This is a genomic window from Streptococcus vulneris (assembly GCF_019218685.1).
Classification (GTDB): Bacteria; Bacillota; Bacilli; order Lactobacillales; family Streptococcaceae; genus Streptococcus; species Streptococcus vulneris.
On sequence record NZ_JAHUZC010000003.1, the window covers coordinates 86,901 to 111,119 of the forward strand.

Here is a 24,219-nt window from a genome sequence, read left to right on the forward strand (position 1 = left end):
CTACATTATATGATATAATAAATGTAAAAGTTCGATGACTCAGTCTTTTTCCAATATGACTCATTTAAAGGAGCCTTCCCTATGGACAAACCAGATATAGCAACCCTCATTGATTCTCACTTCGAAGAAATGACAGACCTAGAGCAAGAAATCGCTCGCTATTTTTTGCAAGCTGAAACCATTGCAGATGATTTATCTTCTCAGCAGGTCACTCAAAAATTACATATCTCTCAAGCTGCTCTGACCCGCTTTTCTAAAAAATGTGGTTTTACAGGCTATCGAGAATTTATTTTCCAATACCTGCACCAAGCAAAGAAACAGGACACTCATTCTCACAAACATAGTCCTTTAACCAACCGAGTTCTTCGAAGCTACAGTAATATGCGAGAACAAACACAGGGCTTGATTGACGAAGAACAACTGGAACGAATCGCCCAGTTAATCGAAGATGCTGATCGTGTCTACTTCTTTGGAACAGGGAGTTCTGGCCTTGTCGCTCGTGAAATGAAATTGCGCTTTATGCGTCTAGGTGTGGTCTGCGAGGCCTTGACCGATCAAGACGGTTTTGCTTGGACAACCAGTATTATGGATGAGAATTGTCTCGTACTCGGTTTCTCACTTTCTGGCTCAACTCCTTCTATTTTAGATAGTCTATTAGATGCTAAGGAGATGGGGGCAAAGACTGTACTTTTTTCAAGTGTTCCCAATAAAGATAGTCAGGCCTATACAGAGACTGTTCTTGTAGCCACACACAGCCAGCCATCCTACATCCAACGAATATCCGCTCAACTTCCTATGCTCTTCTTTATCGATTTGATTTATGCCTACTTTTTGGAAATCAATCGTGAGAGCAAGGAGAAAATCTTTAATAGCTATTGGGAAAATAAAAAACTCAATGGCTATCGTAGACAAAAACGTGTAAGAAAATCCTAGTTTGGCTGAGCCAAACTAGGATTGTTTTGTTTTGAAATGATAGTAGGCACCCAACATACCTGCTGTATTTTGATGATGGGCAAATTCTAATCGTGTTTTTTCAGCAAGGCTTGGCACCAAAGCCTCTTTCAAGGCTTTACGGATCTTGGGTTTGAGGATAGCCTCTTGTCCCATGATACCGCCACCGAGAATGACCACTTCTGGATTGGACACATAGCAAATATTTGCCAGACCTTTTCCTAGATAGTCTACCATACGGTCAATACCAGCCATGCAAATCTTATTTCCTTCTGTAGCTTCCTTAAAGATACGTCGGCCATTCCACTGATCAACATCTTCTCCATGTGCTTCAGCTACATATTTCACTAAAGCTGTTGTAGAAGCCAAATCTTGGAACGCTCCATCCTGCATATGCATATAACCAACTTCGCAGGCTGAGTTGCTAAAACCATGGAAGACTTTCCCATCCATAATCAAACAACCACCGATACCGGTTCCAATAGTCAAGCAAAGGGTGACACTCGCTCCCTTGCCTGAACCAGATACCGCCTCAGCCAGACCTGCACAGTTGACATCATTTTCAATCTCACAAGGAATATTAAAGCTAGTCTCGATTTCCTTTTTGAACTGGGTGCCTGCGTAGTTAGGGATTTGAGGCCCAGCGTAGAAAATCTCACCCTTGTCTGGATCCACCATTCCTGCTGAAGAAATAGCAACACCTGCTACTGGGCCTTTTTCTAAATAGCTGGCTACGATATCTTTGGTCTTTTGTAAGATATGAGGTCCACCCTTATGCGCCTCTGTTGGCATTTCATGCGATTCAACAAGTTGGCCTTCTTGGTCGATCAAACCATATTTGATGTTGGTTCCACCGATATCAATTGCAACGTAGTGTGTCATAAATACCTCCTTATGAATTAGAGGAAGCGCTCCTTGGTTTCACGAATCAAGGCTGCAGCTGCTTCTACAACTGGACGATCGTCTTCAGTCACTGGTGTCAATGGTGAACGAACAGAACCAATATTCAAACCTTCATTGATCTTCAAGACTTCCTTAATCACACCATACATATTTCCATGTGCAGAAGTGAGTTTACCAATGATAGCGTTGATAGCGTATTGTAATTCACGTGCTGTTTCCAAGTCTTTGTCAGCAATTAATTGGTTGAGTTTCAAGAAGAGTTCTGGCATGGCACCATATGTACCACCGATACCAGCTTTAGCTCCCATGAGACGACCACCTAAGAACTGTTCATCTGGACCGTTGAAGACGATATGGTCTTCGCCACCAAGGCTCACAAAGGTTTGGATATCTTGAACTGGCATAGAAGAGTTCTTAACACCGATAACACGTGGATTCTTCAACATTTCTGTGTAGAGACTTGGAGTCAAAGCAACACCTGCTAACTGAGGAATGTTGTAGATAACGTAGTCGGTGTTTGGAGCTGCAACACTGATATCGTTCCAGTATTTAGCAACTGAGTATTCTGGCAAGCGGAAGTAAATCGGTGGAATCGTTGCAATGGCATCAACACCCAAACTTTCTGCGTGGCGAGCAAGTTCCATACTATCTTTGGTATTGTTGCAAGCTACGTGAACAATGATAGTCAATTTACCTTTGGCAACTGCCATAACTTCTTCCAAAATCAACTTGCGGTCTTCAACGCTCTGGTAAATACATTCACCAGAAGAACCATTGACATAAAGACCTTGAACACCTTTATCAATGAAGTATTGAACCAAAGCACGCGTACGCTCTGGACTTACTTCTCCTTGATCATCATAACATGCGTAGAAGGCTGGAATGACACCTTCGTATTTTTTTAAATCTGACATAGATTTTCTCCTAAGATTTCTTTTTTCTGCTAAAAGCAGGATTTATTCTTTACGTTTTTAGTATACACCTTATGAAAAACGCTTTCAATATTTTGTGTACACTTAGATTTTAGTTTCGATATGAATTTTGAAATGTTTATGGCTTGAAAGTAGTTTCATAGACAAGCCATCCTATTGGTATTTTGCGAAAATTTTCTCCATCAATCCAGTCTGGAGAAAGACCAAGAGCCCAAACCCAAAAAGCAGGAAGGCTGAACCACCTAAAAGTAAGCTGAAGGCGGACAGATAAAGAACCATCACAATAAGAAAGAGAATAGCTAACATGAGGAAGAACCAAGGAAAGTTAAAACTTGCCAAGATAAGTCCTTTTTGCAGCACTTCTTTCCAAGTTAAATCATAGCGTGCAGCGATGGGATAGCTAGCCAACATCACGATAGTGAGGAAGATAAGAACGCCTAGACAAATAGCTTTCACCATTTGGAAAGGCATAGCTGTCTGACCCCAGAAGAGATAGAGATCTAGAAGGCTTAATGAGACAATGCCCAACTCAAGCAGACCTAACTGAAGACCTAGCTTCAGATTTTGCTTGAAAGCTCTTAAATAGATTCTAAAGACAGGCACACGTCTGCTCTTCTTAATCTCAAACATAGTCTCGTAGAGGCTAATTTTAGCTACTCCAATCGTCACAATGGGCAAACAAGAGACGACAAAAAGAAGATTGGCTGTCACGATATCCAATACCTTCTCACTAAAACGCATGAGAAAGTTATCTGTATCAAATGCTGCCTTGATAAGGCTTACTCCTTTTTGTGCCATGTTTGCTCCTCCTGATTTTTTAGTCAATCAAAATTTTAAAGAGATATTTGCGAACCTTCTCTTCCATACCTGCATAGCCATTTGGCTGGTGTGGTTCTCCTGGGAAGAAAATCGCAAAATTGTGATAACCCAACAAGAGTGGGTAGTGTTCATGACAATGAACAAAGCCAATGTCACTCGCTTCGTCAAATGCTACTGCCTCGTCTTTGATACGTGAACCGTAGCTCGAATATTCATGTCCTTCTACCAGCAAATGCAAATCTGCATAGTTTTTATGATGCTCAAATTGATCATTTTCAGCTTGATTGAGGACATTTTCCTGAACAACTAGAAAGACCTTGTCCCCGTTGATCTCATACTTACCTAATTCAAATGAATCTTTACGATGCTGGTAGAGATAGTCGATAGCCTTGTCTAGATTGGGATGAATCCCTTTGTAAAAGGTGATGTTTTTCAAATCGTCAAAAATCATACTCTTTCCTTCGTTTCTGATAGTTAACTAAAATCATTCTTAAGTTGATAAGTGTCTAACAAAATATCTAAGGTAAGCAAATACCCAACATTTTGTAGACACTTATAACCTCTATATTTCCATAGCATGTCAAGACCACTTCCGCAATCTTGACACACCAGTTTACTTTTCTTAACCTTTGACCGCTCCCATAGTAATACCCTGAGTGAAGGATTTTTGGAAGACTAGGAAGACTGTTACGATTGGAACTGCTGCAAGAGCGGCACCTGCCATGATCAAACCATAGTTGGTTGCCATTTCAGCTTGCATAGTTGCAACCCCAAGTGAGATGGTCAAGTTTTGACGTGAAGTCAACATAACCAACTGCATGAAGTAGTCGTTCCATGTATTGATGAAGGTAAAGATTGCAAGGGCTGCAAATCCTGGTTTGACAATCGGGAAGGCTACGCTCCAGAAAGTACGAATCTCACCACAACCGTCGATTTTAGCTGATTCAAGTAACTCTGTTGGGATATTTTCACTAAATTGTTTCATGAGGAAGACCCCGAATGGCCATCCAATCAAAGGCAAGATAACTGCCCAAAGAGTGTCATGGATTCCCATGAAGTTGACGATACGTACCAATGGTACAAGGACAACTTGTTTTGGAAGTGCCATGGCTGCAATGAAGATTGCAAAAAGAATACGTTGACCATAGAAACGTTTTTTAGCCAATACATAACCTGCTAAAGAAGAGGTTGCACAGACTAAGAACATGGTTACCAATGAGATAAACACAGAGTTCCACATCCACTGCATAGCAGGGTTTTGCACCATGAGTTGTTGGAAGTTTTCCATGGTTGGCATTTTAGGGAACCATTGTGGCGGAATCATAATGGTATCAGGCTGTGATTTGAAAGCACCTGTCAAAATCCAGTAGAATGGAAAGATGAACAGCACGGTCAACAAGAGCAAGATAATCGTTGAAATAACAGTGAAAGCTGTTAAAGGTTTCTTTTGTGTAGATTGCATAGCTGTCTCCTTTCTTTAGTATTCTACGTCATTTCCAAGTACTTTAAATTGAACAAAGCTTACGATAGCAATCATAACTGCCAAGAAGACACCGATGGTGTTGGCATAGCCGTATTCTGTCAATTGGAAGGCTTTTTCGTAAAGGTAGTACATAAGTGTACTTGTTGAGTAGTTTGGACCACCTGAGGTCAAAAGCTGAATCAAGGCGAAACACTGGAATGAGTTGATTGTTGTAATGATTGCAATGTAAAGAGTTGTTGGAAGGAGGCTAGGCCATTTAATCTTCCAGAAAACTTGCAATTCTGTCGCACCGTCAACCCGAGCTGCTTCCACCAATGAATTGTCGATATTTCCCATCGCTGCGATATAGAGGATAATCGGCTGACCAACAGATGTAGTCAAAAGGATAATCATAATCGCCATCAAAGCCCAGTTTTTATCTCCCAACCAAGAAATGTTTTGGCTGATGATATGGCTTGACTTAAGGACAAAGTTTAGAATCCCTGATAGTGGGTCATAAATCCATTTCCAAACAACTGTTACGGCAACACTACCTGTTACAACAGGAAGGAAGAAGACGAAACGGTAGAAAGATCTGGCAATGGCATTTTGATGATAGGTCTGAGATGCTACAAAGAGTGAGAATAGAACAACAACTGGTACAGATCCAATAACCAGAATAACGGTATTGATCAAAGACTTCATAAAGACAGGGTCTTTAAACATACGAACGTAGTTGTCCAAGCCTACAAACTCAAATTTAGTCATTGAGTAGTTAAAGAAACTTGTAATGAATCCCATAATCATAGGAGCCAATACAAAGATGACAAAGAAGAATAATACTGGTGCTAGGAAAGCGTAGGAAATCACTGTTTCCCGCATGCGAATTTTATTGACTTTCACAGTCGGCACCTCTCTTTCACAAATAAAATATTTTGGATTTTTTTAATCTGTTTTAAAATCAAAATGAAATTTTTTAAGATTCGCTTATGTAAGAACTTCATTTTAATTTCGTGACAGTTCCTTACATTTCAAATAAAATCCTCCCTTTTCTTACATAGACGTTGCACAGGGAAAAGGGAGGAGTCAATCTGATTTAGTGCTTATTGTTTTGTAGCTTTTTTAATTGTTTCGTTAGCTTTTTCAGTGAAGGCTTTCAAAGCGTCCGCTGGTTTTTCGTCACCATTTGATACAGATTGCAACATTGGGAACCAAAGTGTTCTCATTTCAGCAAAACCATTGATAGTGTTGTAGTATGGTGAGTAGTATTTAGTCCAACCACTGATTGTTTCCATACGTTTGTCTTCATAAAGTTTGCCAAATGATGTACGAACTGGGAAGGCACCTGTACGAACAACGTCTTTTGGACCCCATTCTTTGTCATCCGCGATGAATTGAACGAATTTCTTAGATGCTGCAACTTTCTTGTCGTCTTTGTTGTTGAATACTGCAAATCCATTTACAAGGTATTCAAGAGCTGGTTTACCTGAATCTGATGGGAATGGTACTTCTACCACTTCTACTTTACTTGCTTCCAAGAGTTTAGCTTGGATACCGTTTTGAGCTGGTGCCCAAAGGATTGTGTAAGATGTTTGACCGTTGGCAAAGTTTTGGATATCTGCTCCACCGTCAAATTGTGAACCATTGTTCAACAAACCGTCTTTAATCCAGCTAGCTGCTTTTTCAAGACCTTTGACGAATTTAGGATCATCAGTTGTATATTTTGTTACATCTTTATCTGTTACAGAAGCTCCATAAAGGTTTGCAATGAAGGCACGTGTTCCTTGGTCTCCCCCTTGACCAGAACTGAACAATGAACCTGGTGTGTAGCCTTTATCTTTAAGTGCTTTCAAAACTTTTTCAAAATCATCAGTAGTCCAACCTTCTTTTACAAGGTTTGCAACTCCAGCTTCTTCCAACATTTTCTTGTTCATAGCCATGTAGAATGGAGCTGAACTAATTGGATACATGTAAGCTTTGTCTCCAGCTTTACTTGCTTGTACGATATTTTCGTTGTTAACATCTTTGACGAATTCGTCTGTGAAGAGGTCGTTCAACTCAGCCAATTTACCGTTTTTACCGTATTGGATGATACGTCCTGGTGCGTCAAACAGTACATCTGGAGCTGTTCCTGCTTCGATAGCTGTTGTGATTTTTTCAGGACCTGACTTGAAGTCGATGGTTTCCAATTTCACTTTTACATCTGGATTTGCTTTTTCAAACGCTTCGATGATTGATTTTTCATATGTTCCAACACCGTCACCAGTTTTTTCTTGAGTGAAGACTGGGAATGCCCACCAAGTGATTTCTGTTTTTCCGCTATCGCTACCAGATTTTCCAGCATCTTTACTTCCGCCAGAATTACCACATGCAGCAAGGCCAAGAACCGCAGCACCCGCAAGTACTGTACAAGCTAGTTTTCTAAATTTCATTTGTATTCTCCTAATTGATAAGCGTATCCATATTGGATAATGAGTAAGATTGAACTTGTATACGTTTTCATTTTATCCGACGCATCCACCACTCTCCTCTTTTTTTGAGATTGTGTTATTTAAGACCAGCAACGAAGCGTTCTGTGATCTCTTTTGGTCTAGTAATAGCGCCACCAACAACGATGCCTCGCACTCCATATCCCAGGATTTGTTTGGCTTGTTCTGGTGTATGAATTTTCCCTTCTGCAATGACATCCACGCCAGCATCACAGAGTTTTTTAATTAATTCAAAATCGGGACCATCCACTTTTGGACTGTAAGATGTGTATCCTGATAAAGTTGTTCCGACAAAGTCAATTCCTGCTTCAACAGCTGCCAATCCTTCTTCGAAAGTACTTGTATCAGCCATCAAGAGCTGGTTAGGATATTTCTCCTTAACCTGACGAATGAAGTCTTGAATCTCTAAACCATCATAGCGTTCACGCTTGGTACAATCCAGAGCAATCACCTCTATATCAAGTTCTGCCAATTCATCAACCTCTTTCATAGTAGCAGTGATGAAGGGTTCTTGTGGTGGATAATCTCGTTTAATTATCCCAATGATTGGAAGTTTTGTGACCTCCTTGATTTCCTTGATATCACGAACACTGTTTGCTCGGATACCGACTGCTCCACCTTGCTCAGCCGCTTTGACCAGCAAGGGAATGACTCCTCCCGCTTCTGTATAGAGCGGTTCGTGAGGAAGGGCCTGACAAGAAACGATGATTCCATCTTTGATTTGTGCAATCAAGGCTTCTTTAGTAATCTGTGGCATCCTCTTTCCTCCTTTTCTTTGTTCTTATGGGTTCATTATATATTATTTTTAAAGCGCTTTCAATACTTTGTGGTAGAATAGATTTCAGTTTCAAAAGTATTTTATAGAACAGCAGTTTCTGAAAGTAGTTTCAGCACTGTCTTATTTTCAATTCGCTCAGTATCTAAAATGATAAAAAGAGATAGCCATCTTTCAAATGGGCCATCTCTTTTATCATTAACGATGAGCTAAATTCATTTTATTCAAGACCTAGTCTAGTTTTCTTTTCGTTTCTTTCCTAATGTAAAGACGGATAAGAGACCTGCCACTAATCCTATAGAAATAAGGGTTGTGTTTTCTTTGCTCCCAGTATTTGGAAGCTCATTTTGTTTAGCCGCTGGTGCTTGATAAGTAGCACCTTGTCCAAGAGATAACTTCTTAGCTGGACGTTCGTTTGCAGCTGCTAAGACTGGTTTGGTTTCTCCCTTGTACTCTGGCACTTCATGGATTGCTGCCTCAGCTCCATTGACACCTCCTTTATACTCAGGAAGAGCATTTGAAGCTGCCAAGACAAAGTTAGCACCACCTCTATATTCCGGAACCTCATTTGAAGCTGCTAGAACTGAATTTACGCCCCCTTTGAATTCCGGTTTTTCTACTGTTGGTGCTGGCTCTTCTCCCACTGTTGCTAAGGGACCTGTATATTCAGGAATTTCTGTTACAAGAGCTTCTACTCCATTCACTCCACCTGTAAACTCCGGTTTTTCTACTGTTGGCGCTGGTTCTTCTCCCACTGTTGCCAATGGACCTGTATATTCAGGAGCTTCTTCAGTTACTGCAGGCTCAACGCCATTAACTCCACCTGTAAATTCTGGTTTTTCTACTGTTGGTGCTGGTTCTTCTCCCACTGTTGCCAATGAACCTGTATATTCAGGAGCTTCTTCAGTTACTGCAGCCTCAACGCCATTAACTCCACCTGTAAATTCTGGAACTTCATTTATCGCAGCTTCACTTCCATTTATACCATCGCTTAATTTAGATCCAGCTAAAGAGACTGGTAAATTGTGCATACTTTCAATTGCACCGTCTGCCAGACCTGTAATCCTTTGACCCATATCCTCTGGATTCACTGTGAATAGGAGAGTTTTTGTATCATACTGGGTCATGAAGGTTGCCGTTTTACCATTTGCCAACTGAAGGGTCGGAGCCTTATTTACCAATACTTCCGAATCAAACTCCATCGCAATAATACCTGGCCATTTTTGAATAGCATATTTTACTTTTGCTTCTTTAGGAGAAATTCTTTCCTTGGTCAAGAAATCCCAGTTGAATTTCTTGAAGGAAAGTGTATATGGAACCCCCCCTGGAGCATGGTGCTCATATAAAAGTCCAAATTCATCCGGTCCAATTTGTTGAAGAGAGTTATATGCATATTCACCTTCCTGAATCAAATGATGGTGCAACCAAGTTAACTGGCCATCTTCTTCAACACGAGCCACTCGAATATAACCATTTTTACGACCTGGACCGTTCGCATTCGCCAAGAGAATATACTCTTTACCATTTTGAACCGTATGAGTCGCGGCCATTTGAACATAAACATCTGGCACATCATAGCGATCAACGTTATTGTCCCAAGTTAGACCACCATCATGACTTGTCGCAACCTGTAGATCACCTGTCAAACCACGCATAAATAGTTTGAGGTCCCCATTGTTTAACTGAACAACAGAAGATTCCGTATTTTGAGCATAATAATTGTTCATAGTGCTTGAATCAACAACTGTACCATCATAAAGCGTACGATTGTCGTTGACACCACCTCCCATATGCCAAGTCTTTCCATGGTCATCTGAGTAGATAATTCGAGATGATTGAGAACCATTGAGGTGGTTGGTACGGTTAGTCGTATAGACAGGAACGACGATTCGACCTTTATTTGGACCGGTACGAAGAGTTATCCCCACTCCAGGACCCACACCCAAGAATTTCATCCAATCAGCTTTGACCATTGGAGTAATATCTTGAGGTGCTGACCAAGTCTTACCATCATCATCACTGTAAGACATCCATAGATAAGAATCCTTGGCAACTCTAAATGGAGACGTTTTATTGCTTGTGAAATAAATATTTCCTAATAGTCGATCCCCTTGATATAAATCACCCTTATCACTATAAGATGGTTTCACCGGATCTACTACAACACGATAATCTGTTGGTTTCCCATCTGGGGTATAAACTGTGCCATTTTCACGTATTGTATAGGAGCCGTCTTCGCCTTCTTTATAGAGAATTTGATAAGTTTTGCCATCGATTTGTTTATAGGCTTCTTCTCTTTGATCAGCCATCCCAAAGATTCCTTTCCCTTCTGGGAACATATCATAGATAGAAAAAATTCGTTTTGTCTCAGGATCTTGAACCAAAACCATATCGATGTTCACCGGTGAACCGATTGATGGATCAGAGGCTTTTGGATTGTCTCGTAAATTTGTAATCGTTACTCGGTCGCTCCATGTTTTACCCTTATCTTCACTTCGTCTGACGACCATGCCGATATCGCCCCAGTCACTTGAATGAAGACGACGCTCATCTGCACCAGCAATCAGAGTACCTTTATCTGTCTTAAGAAGTGCAGGAATACGATAACTCTTGATCCCATCTTTATTTGGTTGGTTATGCATTCCGCCTTCAAAAACATCTTCTTTCTCTGATATTTTCGCACCTTCAGGAAGTTTCTTTTCCAAATCACCTCTTTCAAACAGTTGACTCCGTGTTTGAACTTCATCTGGTGTTAAAGCACGATCATAGACAGTCAGGTTCCTAACTTGTAGATTGGTTCCCCAAACAGTATTACTAGCACGCTTGGTTGCTCCGATTTGAGCATGTGTTACATCTGGCATATCTTTGATGAAATGACCAGATTTCAGACTTGTTCGAGATAATACCCCGTTCACGTAGAGGCGCACTCGACCATGAGGTAATTCTGCTGTCGGTTTTTCAACTGTGAAAGTTACTGAATTCCACTGGCCAGGACGTACTTGTAATGGAGCATCCGTATATTTATCATAAAATTGTGCTCCATTGGCATCACGTCCCTCAATTAAGGCTGTATTATTGAGAACAGCCATTGTGAAGTACTCATCTTTTTTCTTATCACTAGACACTGAAAATAGATTATAAAATGCTGGAGCTTTTGCATCTGGCTTGAATTCCATATGAATGGTCGCATTTTGAAGCTTCTTCAATGTATCTAACTCACTGGCTAGGTCTACACGCTGACCATTTTTCGAATTTGTTTCAATATCTTCTTTTTCCACTACTGGAGTTGCATTTGCGATGTCTCTAGCGTAATAATCTCGAGGAAGTACTCCCTCTTCTTCTTTATCTTGGTCCTTGTTACTTGCTTCTGTAGTTGCAGAATCTGTTTCTGGTTTATCAGCAGGAGCTGGTGTATTGTCAGCTGCAGGTGTATTTGTTGGAGTGGTTGTCTCTGCTTCAGCAGTCTCATTTTTCTTCAACTTATCCTGATCAACTTCCACACCATTGTCTTTTGCTGTTGCCAATTTTCCAGCTAATTCACTATCTAAATGAGCAAGACTTCCTGAAGAAGCTTCTTTTGGTAATTCTGATAAACCTTGATTATTATTTTCAGCTGCAGTTACAGTTGAGTTTCCTTGTTCATTTGCAAATACAGGGTTTACTCCAAACACCACAGCACCAATGGTTACAGAGGCTACACCCACTGCAAATTTACGAATACCATATCTTTGTTTTCTGTCATAATTCTTCTGATTCATCTTTCTACCTTTCAATATCACCAAAAATAAAGCGCTTTCTTTTTGTTTTAAAATTTTTACTCCCCATCATAGGAAAACACAAGAAAGTAATTAATGGACGAGAGTTCCTCTCCTTCTCTCTTTCAACATTTAGCTAGCTGTAATCCAAACAGTAGCTCTTTCACTCCTTTCCTAGAGACTTTTTCTTTATTATACAATAAAGTCATAGGTTTATCTCAAGCTTGTCATAGAATAGATTTTACTTTCAGAAATATTTTAATATTTTAATATTTTTAAAAGTACTTTCAACATTTATAACAAAAAAGAGAGCTACTGGCTCTCTCATTCATCACTTTATATACTTAAAAGAAATCTCACTACCACAGAGCCAGTTGTAAACTTGATCATTGACAAATACATTCATGGCTTCGTGAGCATACTCTGGCATGATACGATAGGACTTGTCACAGGTCAGACGGTTGTAAATCGCAAACTGGGTAATAGGATAGCAAACATCATCGTCCAAGCCCGTAATCATCTTAACCTCACCCTTGATACGATGGGCAAGATTTTTCACATCGATATAGGCAAGGGTCGCCATGATTTCCTCTTCAGTTTCGTGGAAGGGGTCGTGAAACTTGAAATAACGGAAAAGTTCGTCGTAAGCCTCGCTAGTATTCCCAATTTCAAGCACTCGTCTGAAGTCTGACAAGAAAGGATAGATGGCAACTGTTTTCTGAATCCGAGGATTGAGCGCTGCCGCAACCAAGGCTAGAGCCCCTCCTTGTGAGGCACCATAGCTAGAAAGGCGCTTCTCATCCACCTCAGGCAGACTAGCAATAATTTCAACTAACTGGTAAATGTCCAGATAAACATCCTTATAAAAGAGGTGCTCCCGACCTTCAACGGCACCACGGATAATGTGACCTTTAACCGTATTTCCTAGTGGAGAACGCAAGCCGTCCTGTGAATAACCTGACTGTCCCCGCACATCCATGGAAACAACACCGTAACCAGCCACGGTGAAGGCCAGCATGTCGGCCCAGTCCCAGCCACGTCCCATATAACCATGGAAATGGAAGATTATCGGAACCTTCTCATCACTCTTTGGAAGAACGACTCGTGCATAAACCTTGCCTTCATTGGTTCCTTCAAATGTTAACTCATAGCACTTGATTTGAGGAATGTGGAAATCTCTTTCCTCCAACTGGTAGGCTGGAAGTGTTGAAACTTTTTTCACTTCCTCATCCCAGAAATTATCAAAGTCTTCTGGAACCTCATCCCGTCCTTTATAAGTCTTGATTTCTTCTAACAAAGCTGGATTTTTCATAACATGCTCCTTTTTTTGTAATCGCTACCACCACTGTAGCATATCTAAGAAAGCAATGCAAGAAAGAAGGGTAAATAGAAAATGAATTTAGCTTTTTTCCTTCAAGCCTATCGACTGAAAGTAGTTTTAAAGACAAAAAAGAGCATTTCGCTCTTTCTTCCTTATATTTATATTATTTTGTTGCTGCTTTCTTCTGGAAAGTGGTTTGGTAATTTACTTTAATCGTTACTGTCATGTGAGAGTCCTCGTTTCTTTTTGATGACTCTAGTATAAAGGGCAAACCTGAAAGCTAGCTTAATACTCTTCGAAAATCAAATTCAAACCACGTCAGCGTCGCCTTACCGTACTCAAGTACAGCTTGCGGCTAGCTTCCTAGTTTGCTCTTTGATTTTCATTGAGTATAAGATTTCCTTAGAGAAAGCTTAATCTAAATGTTCTTTCTTTTCCATATGAAGGGCAATCATCCGCCACTCTGGATCCTCTTGCCAAGCTTCTATCGAACTAATGTAGCTAGCAACCTTTCTGGCTTCTTCTAAAATCGGAAAATCCTCGATAATATCAGCCACTTGGAACTCTGGAAGACCTGACTGTCTGGTTCCAAAAATCTCACCTGAACCACGCATTTTCAAATCTTCCTCTGCAAGGACAAATCCATTAGTGGTTTCTGTCATGATGCGCATGCGGTCTTTCCCAGAATCCGTCTTAGGATTGGCAACGAGAACTGCATAAGACTGCTTATCTCCCCGACCCACACGACCTCTAAGCTGGTGAAGCTGGCTGAGACCGAAGCGATCGGCATCCATGATGATCATAACTGTCGCATTGGGAACATTAACTCCAACCTCGATAACCGTTGTCGAAACTAGAATAGCCGTTTTTTGCTCTTTGAACTCCTGCATAATCTGGTCTTTTTCGTCACTCTTCATCTTACCATGTAGAAGAGCCACTTCTGCCTTACCTGCAAAATGAGCCGTCAATTCCTCTGATAAGGCAATGGCATTTTTCAAATCCAGAGCTTCTGATTCTTCAATCAAAGGAGAGATGACATAGGCTTGTGAACCTTTTTGGATTTCCCCCTCTAACCAAGTCAAGACCTGAGGCAGTTGCTCATGTTTGATCCAGCGTGTCACAATAGGCTTTCGCCCTGCTGGCATCTGGTCAATAATGGAAACATCCATATCTCCAAAGGCTGTGATCGCCAAGGTTCGTGGTATGGGAGTCGCCGTCATCATGAGGACATCTGGGTTGTCGCCTTTTTCTCTCAGAACACGCCTTTGCCCTACACCAAAGCGGTGCTGCTCATCGATGATAATCAAGCCCAGACGAGCATAATCCACCCCATCCTGAATCAGAGCATGGGTTCCGATAATCAAATCAGCCTCACCCTTTGCTATGGTCTCCAAGACTTCTCTTTTTTCTGCAGCTTTCAAGGAACCTGTCAAGAGAGCCAGTTTCAAGTCTGGAAAGAGGTTCTGTAAACTCTCAAAATGTTGCTCTGCAAGGATTTCTGTTGGTACCATAAGGGCTGCTTGGTAGCCAGCCGTCACTGCCGCATACATAGCCAAGCCAGCGACTACCGTTTTCCCGCTTCCTACATCTCCTTGTAAGAGTCGATTCATGTGGTGGTCGGACTTCATGTCTATCAAAATTTCCTGCAAACTCTTTTCCTGAGCTTGAGTCAAGGCAAAAGGCAAGCTTTCTTTGACAGCTGTCACTTTTTCCTGAGACCAATTCAGAACCAGACCACTTCCCTGAACTCTATTTTCAGACTTGAGCGTCTGCAATTGCATTTGGAAATAAAAGAGTTCCTCAAACTTGATACGCCGAAGTGCCTGCTTGTATTCTGCCAAATCCTTAGGAAAATGCATGGCACGAACCGCCTGACAACGGGACATGAGTTTGTATTTGTCCAGCAAAGACTGGGGAAGATTTTCCTCAATCAAGAGGTCCAGTCCCTGATCAAAGGCTGTCTTGATGACCTTGACCAGACCGGCCTGACTAATTCCCTGAGCCAGTCGATAGACAGGTTGGAGGTCATCTTCCACCTGAGCCAGGACCTTCATCCCTGTCAAACTAGCCTTGGCGCGATCCCATTTTCCAAAGACAGCAAGAGTTGCTCCCAACTCTATCTTATCAGCAAGATAGGGCTGGTTAAAGAAATTCACCGCAAAAACAACTTCTCCCTGCTTGAGACTAAAACGCAGGCGATTCCGCTTGAATCCATAATACTGGACACTGGCAGGAGTCACGACTTGACCAGAAAGAACCGCCTTTTCACCGTCTTCTAGTTCCAATACTTGCTTGGTCTTGAAATCTTCATAACGGAAAGGAAAGTAGAGCAAGAGGTCTTGCAAATTTTCAATTCCTAGTTTGGCGTATTTTTCTGCTGACTTTGGTCCCACACCAGGTAAGACATGCAAGGGTTGATGTAGATTCATGCTCCACTCCTTTCTTTTTAATAATATTCTCTCGGAATGCGGTCGCTGAGAAGACAAACCACCTCATAGTTAATAGTCCCACGGTAGGTCGCTACCTGAGTAGCTGTGATTTCCTTGCCCCCATTAGAACCAATGAGGGTGACTTTGGTTCCCAGCGGATAAAGCTTAGGCATACGAATGGTGATTTGGTCCATCGAAACCCTGCCAACGATTGGGCAAGCTTGGCCATCTACCAAGACAGAAAAATTCTGCATGTCTCGTGTCCAACCATCCGCATAACCAATTGGCACCGTCGCTATGACTTGCTCGCTATCTGCCTGATAGGTCGCTCCGTAGCCCATGCAAGCTCCAGATGGAACTGTCTTGACATGAACTAGAGCAGATTCCAAGGTCAAGGCTGGTTTCAAGTCATAGGGTAAGTCCAAAACCTCTCCGCTAGGATTGAGACCATACATGGCATCTCCCATACGGACGGCGTTAAAAATGGTCTCTGCATGCCAAAGAGTCGTTGCCGAATTACTGGCATGAACCAGCTCTGGAAGACCTTTCATACTTGACAGAATGGTTTTAAACCGTTCTAACTGCTCATTAAAGTAGTCGTCTAATTCCTCGTCTGCAGTCGCAAAGTGGGTGAAAATCCCTTCAACACGAGCACCATGTTGTTGGAGCAAGTCTTGAGCCTGCTCAGCTTCACGAGCCTCTCTAAAACCAATCCGTCCCATTCCTGAATCAATCTTGAGGTGGACTGTCAAACCAGCTAAATCAGCTTCCTTAACTAAGAGTGCTTGAATCCACTCCAGTCCAGCCACAGTCAAAGTGATATCGTATTCTTTAGCAAGAGCAACAGCTTCGATTTCAGAAACTCCTAAAATGAGGATTCGCTTGCTGAGTCCAGCTTGTCTAAGTTCAATGGCTTCATCAATATTGGAAACGCAAAAACCATCAACATCATCTTGAATAGCCGTCGCAACAGCAACAGCCCCATGCCCATAGGCATTAGCCTTGACTACTGCAAATTTGAGCGTTCCTTGAGGGATATGAGCCCCCATTTGCTGAATATTTTGTCGAATAGCTCCCAGATGAATCAGAGCCTTGGTTGGTCTATGTGGACTAGCTTTCATGATTTTCCTCCAAAATGACACTGGCTGTCACAAACTGATCTGTATGGCTGATAGACAGCCAAATCTTTCCTGAAAATGGTGACTGACTAAAATAAGGCGCCCCGCGTTCATTGTTCAAGACTTCCAAATCCTGAAAACTGAGCTTGCCAATACCAGTTCCCATAGCCTTGGAAAAGGCCTCCTTAGCTGACCAGCGACCAGCCAAATATTCAATCTGCCTGCGCCCTTTAAGACTAGTGAAGCGCTCCATTTCCTTAGCGGTCAGCACGCGCTTAGCAAATCCTTCATGTCGAATAACTGCGCTTTCTATCGAAGCCAATTCTTCGATGTCAATTCCATGTCCAACTATCATTCTCATCAAAAGGAGTTGAGATTCCCCAACTCCATCCTTTTCACTTATTTTGTCAAGGTAGCATAAATCTCTTCTACCAAGGCCTCTGTATTTTCCCAACCTAGGCAAGGGTCGGTAATAGAGCAACCAAAGACCTCTGGTTGGTTTTGACGACCATCTGCTAGGTAAGATTCAATCATAAAGCCTCGAACTGTCTTTTTGATTTTCTCATTCCAATCACGATTTTGCAAGGTCTGGCGAACAATTCGAATCTGCTCCATATATTGCTTGCCAGAATTATCATGGTTGGTGTCAATGAGGATAAAGGGATTTTCAAGTCCCATGGCTTCATAGCGTTCAATAGCATTTAGCAAGGTTTCATAGTAAAAGTTAGGCTCATTTTTCCCATATTCATTAACTGCACCACGAAGGATGACGTGGGCCAAGGGATTTCCTGAAGTCTCAACTTCTTGACCATGAAAGAGGAAGGTTTGTTTGTTTTGAGCGGCATAGATACCGTTAAACATAACACCCAAATTTCCTGAGGTTGGATTTTTCATCCCGACTGGTGCATCAATCCCTGAGGCCACAAAGCGGTGCTCTTGGTCTTCCACAGAACGAGCCCCAACAGCATGGTAGCTAACCAAATCATCTACCAAGACCAGATTTGATGGATAAAGCATTTCATCTGCAGTCGTCAAACCAGTCTCTGTAATTACGCGGTAGTGCAACTGGCGCACAGCCTGCAAGCCGTTAATCAGGCTTGGAGCCTTAGAAGTATCTGGTTGGTGAACCAAACCTTTATAGCCGTCTCCGTTGGTACGAGGTTTAGCTGTATAAACACGCATAACCATGAAAATCTTGTCCGCCACCTTCTTTTGCAAGGCTGATAAACGGCGGGCATATTCCAAGACAGCCTCTTCATTATCAGACGAGCAAGGACCAATCACCAAAAGGATGCGGTCATCTTCTCCTGAAATAATGTCTGCCAATTCTCTATCACGACGCTCCTTTAGTCGCAAGGCTTCCGCAGACAATTGGGTTTCTGCTTTGATTGCTTCAATATCGATTTCTTGACCTTTTTCAATAAATGCCATCTTATTCTCCTAGCGTTTGGTAGATTTCTCTGACGAGGGCTTCCGTATTCTCCCAGCCAAGGCAAGGGTCCGTGATAGACTTGCCAAATACTTCTGGTTCGTTTTGACGGCCGTCTTCTAGATAAGACTCAATCATGAAGCCACGAACGTACTGCTTGATTTTTTCATTCCAATCACGATTAATCAAGGTCTGGCGGACAATTCGAATCTGGTCCATGTATTGCTTACCAGAGTTGTCATGATTGGTATCCACAATGATAAAGGGATTTTCCAAGCCCATCTTCTCATACTGGGCAATAGTATCCATCAAATTATCATAGTAGTAGTTAGGAATATTCTTACCATACTCATTGATTGCTCCACGAAGAATCGCATGCGAAAGCGGGTTCCCAGTTGTTTCCACTTCTTTTCCTAGAAAAAGGAAGCTTTGTTTGTTTTGAGCAGCATAAATCCCATTAAACATGACATTGAGATTTCCAGAGGTTGGATTTTTAAAACCAGTCGCAAAATCTGCCCCACTTGCCACAAAGCGATGTTGCTGGTCTTCAACCGAACGGGCACCAACCGCCATGTAAGAAATCAAATCATCCACAAGCGGTAGATTTTCAGGATAAAGCATTTCATCAGCCGTTGTCATACCTGTTTCCGTGATGACACGATAGTGAAGATGGCGAACAGCTTTGATTCCATTAATGAGGCTAGGCGCTTCTGTCGCATTAGGCTGGTGAATCAAGCCCTTATAGCCATCTCCGTTGGTACGGGGTTTGGCTGTATAAACGCGCATAACCATAAAGATACGGTCTGCCACTTCTTCTTGTAGGACTGCCAGACGCTTAGCGTACTCAAGAACAGCTTCTTCATTGTCAGATGAGCATGGCCCGATGACCAAGAGAATTCTCTGGTCTTCTCCACGTATAATGGCTTCTAGCTCTTGATCGCGCTGTGATTTTCTCTCTAAAGCTTGCCCTTCTAATTTTGATAAGGCACGAACTTCTTCAATATTAATTTTAGGACTTTTTGCTGTAAATACCATAACTCATCTCCTTATAAAGCAAACGGATACCAAGTAAAAATTTACTTTTCACAAGGTATCCGCCTCTAAACTATCTCATTTTATTGTCTTTTTCCGTGACAGTTTTTAAACTTCTTACCAGAACCACATGGACAAAGTTCATTCCGTCCAATCTGACTCAAATCCAGATTTTCAGGCATATTTGCTTGGTGGGCAGCGATATTACGAGTCGCTGTTGTACTGATATGGTGTTCTGCTTGTGGTCTTTCTTGTTCATGAATTTGTGCTTTCATCATCAAACGTGTCACATCAAACTCAATCGAACCAATCATGTCATTAAACATACGGAAACCTTCTGCCTGATACTCAACAACAGGGTTGTTCTGAGCATAGCCACGAAGTCCTACCGCGTTACGCAATTGATCAAGGGCGTCGATATGGTCTGTCCACTTATTATCTACCACTCGTAGAATCAAAACTTTTTGGAATTCTTTAACTGCTTCTTCATCGCGTAGTTTTGAAACCTGACTATCGTAAACTTGCAAGGCACGTTGGAAAAGTTCTTCCTTAATAGCCTTATCAGACAAGCCTGACAAGTCTTCGATTGAAATAGAATCTTCTGGAAGCAAGTTGTACTTAGCAAAGTTCAAAATTGCCTCTAGTTTTTCATCTTGTTTGGCACGCGCATGACCATCAGCGACACGACCAATCGTGCGTTTGATCATAGCCTGAATTTCAGGTGCCAAGTCACGGTCTGCAGTGATGACATCGTAACGTTGAGCGTAGATAATTTCACGTTGTTCACGCATGACGTCATCGTATTGAAGGACTTGTTTACGAGTATCGTAGTTATTTCCTTCAACACGTTTTTGCGCTGCTTCAACCTGACGCGTCAACATACGAGACTCAATGGCTTCATCAGACATATTGAGACGTTCGAAGACACCTTTCAGACGCTCAGAACCAAAACGTTTCATCAAATCATCTTCAAGAGAGAGGTAGAATTGTGACTCACCTGGGTCTCCTTGACGACCTGAACGTCCACGAAGCTGGTTATCGATACGACGGCTTTCATGACGTTCTGTACCAATAACACAAAGTCCTCCAAGTTCGCGAACCCCTTCACCAAGCTTGATGTCGGTACCACGACCGGCCATGTTGGTTGCGATAGTAACAGCACCACGTTGACCAGCATTCATGATGATTTGAGCTTCTTTATAGTGGTTTTTGGCATTCAAGACTTCGTGAGGAACGCCAGCTGCGACTAATTTCTTAGAAATGTAGTCACTGGTTTCAACCGCTACTGTACCAACCAAGACAGGTTGACCTTTTTGGTAACGAGCTTTAACGTCTTCGACAACAGCCTTAAACTTAGCTTCAATACTAGCAAAAAGTAAGTCTGGATGGTCAATACGCTGAACAGGACGATTGGTTGGGATTGGAATAACACGAATGTTGTAAATTTCACGGAATTCTTCTTCCTCAGTCTTACCTGTACCCGTCATTCCAGACAATTTTTTGTACATACGGAAGAGGTTTTGGTAAGTGATTGAGGCAGATGTCTTAGTTTCATCCTGAATTGGCACACCTTCTTTAGCTTCAATAGCTTGGTGCAAGCCATCAGAATAACGACGACCTTCCATAGTACGACCCGTAAATTGGTCGACGATCAGAATTTCTTGCTCTTCGCTCACCACATAGTCAATATCGAGAAGCATGATGTAGTTGGCACGAAGGGCGTTATCGATAAAGTGAGTCAGAGCTACGTTTTCGATGTCATAGAGATTGTCAAGTTTGAAGTAGCTTTCAGCCTTGTCAATCCCTGAATCAGACAAACCAATAGTCTTAGACTGCACATCGATGATGTAGTCGTCTTTGTCCAACGATTTTACATAGTGATCTGCCATGTGATACAACTGACTGGTTTCAACAGCGTTAGCACCTGATACGATCAAAGGTGTACGGGCCTCGTCAATCAAGATTGAGTCAACCTCATCGACCAAGGCATAGTTAAGCGGACGTTGTACCATGTTTTCAGCACGAACGACCATGTTATCACGAAGGTAGTCAAATCCGATTTCTGAGTTGGTTGAGTAGGTAATATCACACTCATAGGCTTCTTTTTTCTCCATTGGAGATTTGGCAGCCAAGTTAATCCCTACTGACAGACCAAGCCATGAGTACAATTCTCCCATCTCAGTCGCGTCACGTTCTGATAGGTATTCGTTAACCGTAACTACGTGAACCCCTTTACCTGAGAGAGCATTGAGGTATACTGGCATAGTCGCAGTCAAGGTTTTACCTTCCCCTGTACGCATTTCTGGCACGTCACCATGGTGAAGAACGATTCCACCCATGACCTGAACCTTATATGGGAAGAGACCTAGGACACGTTTGGCACCCTCACGGACAACCGCAAAAGCTTCATAAAGTAATGAATCCAGTGATTCTCCATTTTGATAACGTTCTTTAAATTCAACTGTTTTTGCTTTTAGTTGGTCGTCAGTCAAAGCAGCCATTTGGTCTTCGTATTTGAAAACCTTGTCGGCCATCTTTTCCAGACGACGGATTTCTCCTTTATCATTTTCGATAATTGTTTTTAAAATATTAGCCATGTTTTTCCTTACTTTAAATTCCGAATATTTTAGAATGTTCTTTTAATTTTAGCACAATTACTGATTATTTTCAAGGAAGAATCCCCATTTTGAAAAGGAAAAAGAGGCTAGTTTCCAAGCTAACCTCTCTCTATTTTTTAAGTGTTTAATTTCCAAAAATCGGCAAAAGAGCAAATAGGATAAATAGATTAATCCAAAGAGAAAGACAACCGATAAGTCCAAAAACAAAGAGACTGACTTTCTTGGATAGCAAGGCCATCAAAATGGACAGAATTCCAAAAACTAGCAAGACTTTCTGCATAATGAAGATGTCAATCGTTATCCCCAGAACCGGACTACCCCAAGGAAGAAAGAAGAAAGAAAGCAAGCCAGATCAGCAGAACTAAACCAATATAAACCTTGGAATAGCGTGTAATAAATGATTTTAGATTTACCATAAGCCACCTCCTACAAATAAAAACCAATATAAATCAATGCTTGCCGCCTTTAGACTTCCCTAGCTCCCGTCTCAAGCGAAACATTTTTCTGAAACAGGAATAAGTTGACCAATTCAGACCAATAGCTAGCAGAATAAAAAGAAACCAAATGCCCCAAAACTTGATATCTGTCACATTTCTCAAGACGATATTGAAAAACAGAACTGAAACAAGTATCCAAGCAAGGCTAAAAAGAGAATAGAGAGGGATGTAAACCCAGTAAAAATAGTAAAAAATCGGGAAAAATTTACTATTTCTGTTGGCCTTTTCAATCCAGTTATCAAAATAAAAGTACGGTGCTAAAAGTAAGAATTTAAATAAATGTTCCATCAGCGGCACCTCTTTTGATAACGTTTTCTTCAACTTCATTCTATCAAAAAAATCTGGAAATGTCATTCCAGATTCTACTTTTTTATTTGCGTTTTCTTGCGATGAGATGGATTGGAGTCCCCTCAAAAACAAAGGCCTTGCGGATTTGATTTTCCAAGAAACGCAGGTAAGAAAAGTGCATGAGTTCTTCTTCGTTTACAAAGATAACAAAGGTTGGTGGTTTGGTTGCCACTTGAGTCGCATAGAAAATCTTGAGGCGTTTTCCTTTGTCTGTCGGTGTTGGGTTGATGGCAATAGCATCCATGATTACATCGTTCAAGACGGCTGATGGAATACGTGTATTTTGACTTTCGCTGATTTGCTTAATCATCTCAGGAAGTTTGTGGAGACGTTGCTTGGTCAAAGCGGATACAAAGATAATCGGTGCGTAAGGCAGGTATTGGAACTGCTCACGGATATCTTCTTCCCAGTTTTTCATAGTATGGTTGTCTTTTTCAAGCGTATCCCACTTGTTGACCACGATAATCATTCCTTTACCAGCTTCATGAGCAAATCCTGCGATACGCTTGTCGTATTCACGAATACCTTCTTCCGCATTGATGACCATTAAGACCACATCTGAACGGTCAATAGCACGCATGGCACGCATGACAGAGTATTTCTCAGTATTTTCATAAACCTTACCAGATTTGCGCATACCAGCCGTATCAATCATGGTAAACTCTTGACCATCTGTATCTGTAAAGTGGGTATCAATAGCGTCACGAGTTGTTCCAGCGACTGGACTGGCAATGACACGGTCTTCTCCCAAGATGGCATTGATCAAGCTTGATTTTCCGACGTTAGGACGACCAATCAAGCTAAACTTAATGACATCTGGATTTTCTTCTTCATATTCATTTGGAAGATTTTCTACGATCGCGTCTAGCACATCCCCTGTACCGATACCATGGACAGATGAGATAGGTAGTGGTTCACCCAAACCGAGGGCATAAAAATCATAGATATCATTTCGCATCTCAGGGTTGTCCACCTTGTTCACTGCGAGGATAACTGGCTTATGGGTCTTATAAAGCTTACGGGCTACGTATTCGTCCGCATCGGTAATTCCTTCCTTACCAGACACGACAAAGACGATAACATCAGCTTCTTCCATAGCAATTTCTGCCTGGTGCTTGATTTGTTCCATGAAAGGAGCATCGACATCATCGATTCCTCCTGTATCAATCATGCTAAAAGAACGATTGAGCCACTCACCCGTCGCATAGATACGGTCACGTGTCACTCCTTCGACATCTTCTACAATGGAGATTCGCTCACCAGCGATCCGATTAAATAGGGTTGATTTCCCAACATTGGGACGTCCTACAATGGCAATAGTTGGTAGGGCCATAATTTCTC

General features: G+C 41.7%; 19 protein-coding genes and 1 pseudogene. 1 reads left to right on the forward strand and 19 read right to left on the reverse strand.

Annotation, left to right across the window (positions count from 1 at the left end; all coding sequences use genetic code 11):
- Positions 1 to 81 precede the first annotated feature (81 nt).
- A complete protein-coding gene (locus KUA57_RS03675) occupies positions 82 to 933 on the forward strand; it encodes a MurR/RpiR family transcriptional regulator (protein WP_064275998.1) in 852 nt (283 codons plus the stop codon).
- 15 nt (positions 934 to 948) lie between these two features.
- On the opposite strand, the gene KUA57_RS03680 is transcribed toward KUA57_RS03675, so the two are convergent.
- The 19 genes and pseudogenes from KUA57_RS03680 to der form a co-directional block, all read right to left on the reverse strand.
- Complete coding sequence (locus KUA57_RS03680; protein ID WP_218493634.1) at positions 949 to 1,833, reverse strand: ROK family protein; 885 nt, start codon at positions 1,831 to 1,833, stop codon at positions 949 to 951.
- Between the two features lie 17 nt (positions 1,834 to 1,850).
- Positions 1,851 to 2,768: a dihydrodipicolinate synthase family protein gene (locus KUA57_RS03685; RefSeq protein WP_218493635.1), complete on the reverse strand. Its 918-nt coding sequence runs from the start codon at positions 2,766 to 2,768 to the stop codon at positions 1,851 to 1,853.
- A 171-nt stretch (positions 2,769 to 2,939) separates the two neighbouring features.
- Entirely contained in the window at positions 2,940 to 3,584 is a 645-nt protein-coding gene (locus KUA57_RS03690) for a YesL family protein (RefSeq protein WP_049500907.1), read from the reverse strand.
- Positions 3,585 to 3,603: 19 nt separating this feature from the next.
- The gene (locus tag KUA57_RS03695) at positions 3,604 to 4,056 is read right to left on the reverse strand and encodes a NanQ anomerase/TabA/YiaL family protein (RefSeq protein WP_218493636.1); all 453 of its coding nucleotides are present in this window, start codon (positions 4,054 to 4,056) and stop codon (positions 3,604 to 3,606) included.
- Between the two features lie 171 nt (positions 4,057 to 4,227).
- Entirely contained in the window at positions 4,228 to 5,067 is an 840-nt protein-coding gene (locus KUA57_RS03700) for a carbohydrate ABC transporter permease (RefSeq protein ID WP_020901679.1), read from the reverse strand.
- Positions 5,068 to 5,082: 15 nt separating this feature from the next.
- Positions 5,083 to 5,949 carry a carbohydrate ABC transporter permease gene (locus tag KUA57_RS03705; protein WP_153198773.1) on the reverse strand — a complete coding sequence of 289 codons (867 nt, stop codon included), beginning with the start codon at positions 5,947 to 5,949 and terminating at the stop codon, positions 5,083 to 5,085.
- A gap of 221 nt (positions 5,950 to 6,170) precedes the next feature.
- Positions 6,171 to 7,499, reverse strand: a complete 1,329-nt coding sequence (locus KUA57_RS03710; protein ID WP_049492184.1) for an ABC transporter substrate-binding protein — start codon at positions 7,497 to 7,499, stop codon at positions 6,171 to 6,173.
- Between the two features lie 115 nt (positions 7,500 to 7,614).
- On the reverse strand, positions 7,615 to 8,313 hold the full coding sequence (locus KUA57_RS03715; protein WP_049487328.1) for an N-acetylmannosamine-6-phosphate 2-epimerase: 699 nt from the start codon (positions 8,311 to 8,313) through the stop codon (positions 7,615 to 7,617).
- A 254-nt stretch (positions 8,314 to 8,567) separates the two neighbouring features.
- Complete coding sequence (locus KUA57_RS03720) at positions 8,568 to 12,089, reverse strand: SIALI-17 repeat-containing surface protein (protein ID WP_218493637.1); 3,522 nt, start codon at positions 12,087 to 12,089, stop codon at positions 8,568 to 8,570.
- Between the two features lie 328 nt (positions 12,090 to 12,417).
- Positions 12,418 to 13,398, reverse strand: coding sequence for an acetylxylan esterase (locus KUA57_RS03725; protein WP_218493638.1), 981 nt, complete (start codon positions 13,396 to 13,398; stop codon positions 12,418 to 12,420).
- Positions 13,399 to 13,820: 422 nt separating this feature from the next.
- Complete coding sequence (gene recG, locus KUA57_RS03730) at positions 13,821 to 15,863, reverse strand: ATP-dependent DNA helicase RecG (RefSeq protein ID WP_348982510.1); 2,043 nt, start codon at positions 15,861 to 15,863, stop codon at positions 13,821 to 13,823.
- Complete coding sequence (alr, locus tag KUA57_RS03735; RefSeq protein ID WP_218493640.1) at positions 15,854 to 16,957, reverse strand: alanine racemase; 1,104 nt, start codon at positions 16,955 to 16,957, stop codon at positions 15,854 to 15,856. The genes recG and alr overlap by 10 nt, the downstream gene beginning before the upstream one ends.
- Positions 16,947 to 17,309, reverse strand: coding sequence for a holo-ACP synthase (gene acpS / locus KUA57_RS03740; protein WP_218493685.1), 363 nt, complete (start codon positions 17,307 to 17,309; stop codon positions 16,947 to 16,949). The genes alr and acpS overlap by 11 nt, the downstream gene beginning before the upstream one ends.
- Positions 17,310 to 17,353: 44 nt before the next feature.
- Positions 17,354 to 18,385, reverse strand: coding sequence for a 3-deoxy-7-phosphoheptulonate synthase (locus KUA57_RS03745; protein ID WP_000864041.1), 1,032 nt, complete (start codon positions 18,383 to 18,385; stop codon positions 17,354 to 17,356).
- Position 18,386: 1 nt separating this feature from the next.
- Positions 18,387 to 19,418, reverse strand: a complete 1,032-nt coding sequence (locus KUA57_RS03750) for a 3-deoxy-7-phosphoheptulonate synthase (RefSeq protein WP_153195752.1) — start codon at positions 19,416 to 19,418, stop codon at positions 18,387 to 18,389.
- Between the two features lie 80 nt (positions 19,419 to 19,498).
- On the reverse strand, positions 19,499 to 22,012 hold the full coding sequence (secA, locus tag KUA57_RS03755; protein ID WP_218493641.1) for a preprotein translocase subunit SecA: 2,514 nt from the start codon (positions 22,010 to 22,012) through the stop codon (positions 19,499 to 19,501).
- A gap of 145 nt (positions 22,013 to 22,157) precedes the next feature.
- Positions 22,158 to 22,449, reverse strand: a pseudogene (locus KUA57_RS03760) (hypothetical protein).
- Positions 22,450 to 22,482: 33 nt separating this feature from the next.
- Entirely contained in the window at positions 22,483 to 22,818 is a 336-nt protein-coding gene (locus KUA57_RS03765; RefSeq protein WP_218493686.1) for a hypothetical protein, read from the reverse strand.
- 82 nt (positions 22,819 to 22,900) lie between these two features.
- Positions 22,901 to 24,211 (reverse strand): ribosome biogenesis GTPase Der, encoded by a 1,311-nt coding sequence (gene der / locus KUA57_RS03770; RefSeq protein ID WP_001207696.1) that lies wholly within the window; start codon positions 24,209 to 24,211, stop codon positions 22,901 to 22,903.
- Positions 24,212 to 24,219 lie beyond the last annotated feature (8 nt).

What these genes read in the sequence shown, in the direction of transcription:
- KUA57_RS03675 (WP_064275998.1), top strand. Translation starts at nt 82, where the DNA reads ATGGACAAACCAGATATAGCAACCCTCATTGATTCTCACTTCGAAGAA.
- KUA57_RS03680 (WP_218493634.1), bottom strand. Translation starts at nt 1,833, where the DNA reads ATGACACACTACGTTGCAATTGATATCGGTGGAACCAACATCAAATAT.
- KUA57_RS03685 (WP_218493635.1), bottom strand. Translation starts at nt 2,768, where the DNA reads ATGTCAGATTTAAAAAAATACGAAGGTGTCATTCCAGCCTTCTACGCA.
- KUA57_RS03690 (WP_049500907.1), bottom strand. Translation starts at nt 3,584, where the DNA reads ATGGCACAAAAAGGAGTAAGCCTTATCAAGGCAGCATTTGATACAGAT.
- KUA57_RS03695 (WP_218493636.1), bottom strand. Translation starts at nt 4,056, where the DNA reads ATGATTTTTGACGATTTGAAAAACATCACCTTTTACAAAGGGATTCAT.
- KUA57_RS03700 (WP_020901679.1), bottom strand. Translation starts at nt 5,067, where the DNA reads ATGCAATCTACACAAAAGAAACCTTTAACAGCTTTCACTGTTATTTCA.
- KUA57_RS03705 (WP_153198773.1), bottom strand. Translation starts at nt 5,949, where the DNA reads ATGCGGGAAACAGTGATTTCCTACGCTTTCCTAGCACCAGTATTATTC.
- KUA57_RS03710 (WP_049492184.1), bottom strand. Translation starts at nt 7,499, where the DNA reads ATGAAATTTAGAAAACTAGCTTGTACAGTACTTGCGGGTGCTGCGGTT.
- KUA57_RS03715 (WP_049487328.1), bottom strand. Translation starts at nt 8,313, where the DNA reads ATGCCACAGATTACTAAAGAAGCCTTGATTGCACAAATCAAAGATGGA.
- KUA57_RS03720 (WP_218493637.1), bottom strand. Translation starts at nt 12,089, where the DNA reads ATGAATCAGAAGAATTATGACAGAAAACAAAGATATGGTATTCGTAAA.
- KUA57_RS03725 (WP_218493638.1), bottom strand. Translation starts at nt 13,398, where the DNA reads ATGAAAAATCCAGCTTTGTTAGAAGAAATCAAGACTTATAAAGGACGG.
- alr (WP_218493640.1), bottom strand. Translation starts at nt 16,957, where the DNA reads ATGAAAGCTAGTCCACATAGACCAACCAAGGCTCTGATTCATCTGGGA.
- acpS (WP_218493685.1), bottom strand. Translation starts at nt 17,309, where the DNA reads ATGATAGTTGGACATGGAATTGACATCGAAGAATTGGCTTCGATAGAA.
- KUA57_RS03745 (WP_000864041.1), bottom strand. Translation starts at nt 18,385, where the DNA reads ATGGCATTTATTGAAAAAGGTCAAGAAATCGATATTGAAGCAATCAAA.
- KUA57_RS03750 (WP_153195752.1), bottom strand. Translation starts at nt 19,418, where the DNA reads ATGGTATTTACAGCAAAAAGTCCTAAAATTAATATTGAAGAAGTTCGT.
- secA (WP_218493641.1), bottom strand. Translation starts at nt 22,012, where the DNA reads ATGGCTAATATTTTAAAAACAATTATCGAAAATGATAAAGGAGAAATC.
- KUA57_RS03765 (WP_218493686.1), bottom strand. Translation starts at nt 22,818, where the DNA reads ATGGAACATTTATTTAAATTCTTACTTTTAGCACCGTACTTTTATTTT.
- der (WP_001207696.1), bottom strand. Translation starts at nt 24,211, where the DNA reads ATGGCCCTACCAACTATTGCCATTGTAGGACGTCCCAATGTTGGGAAA.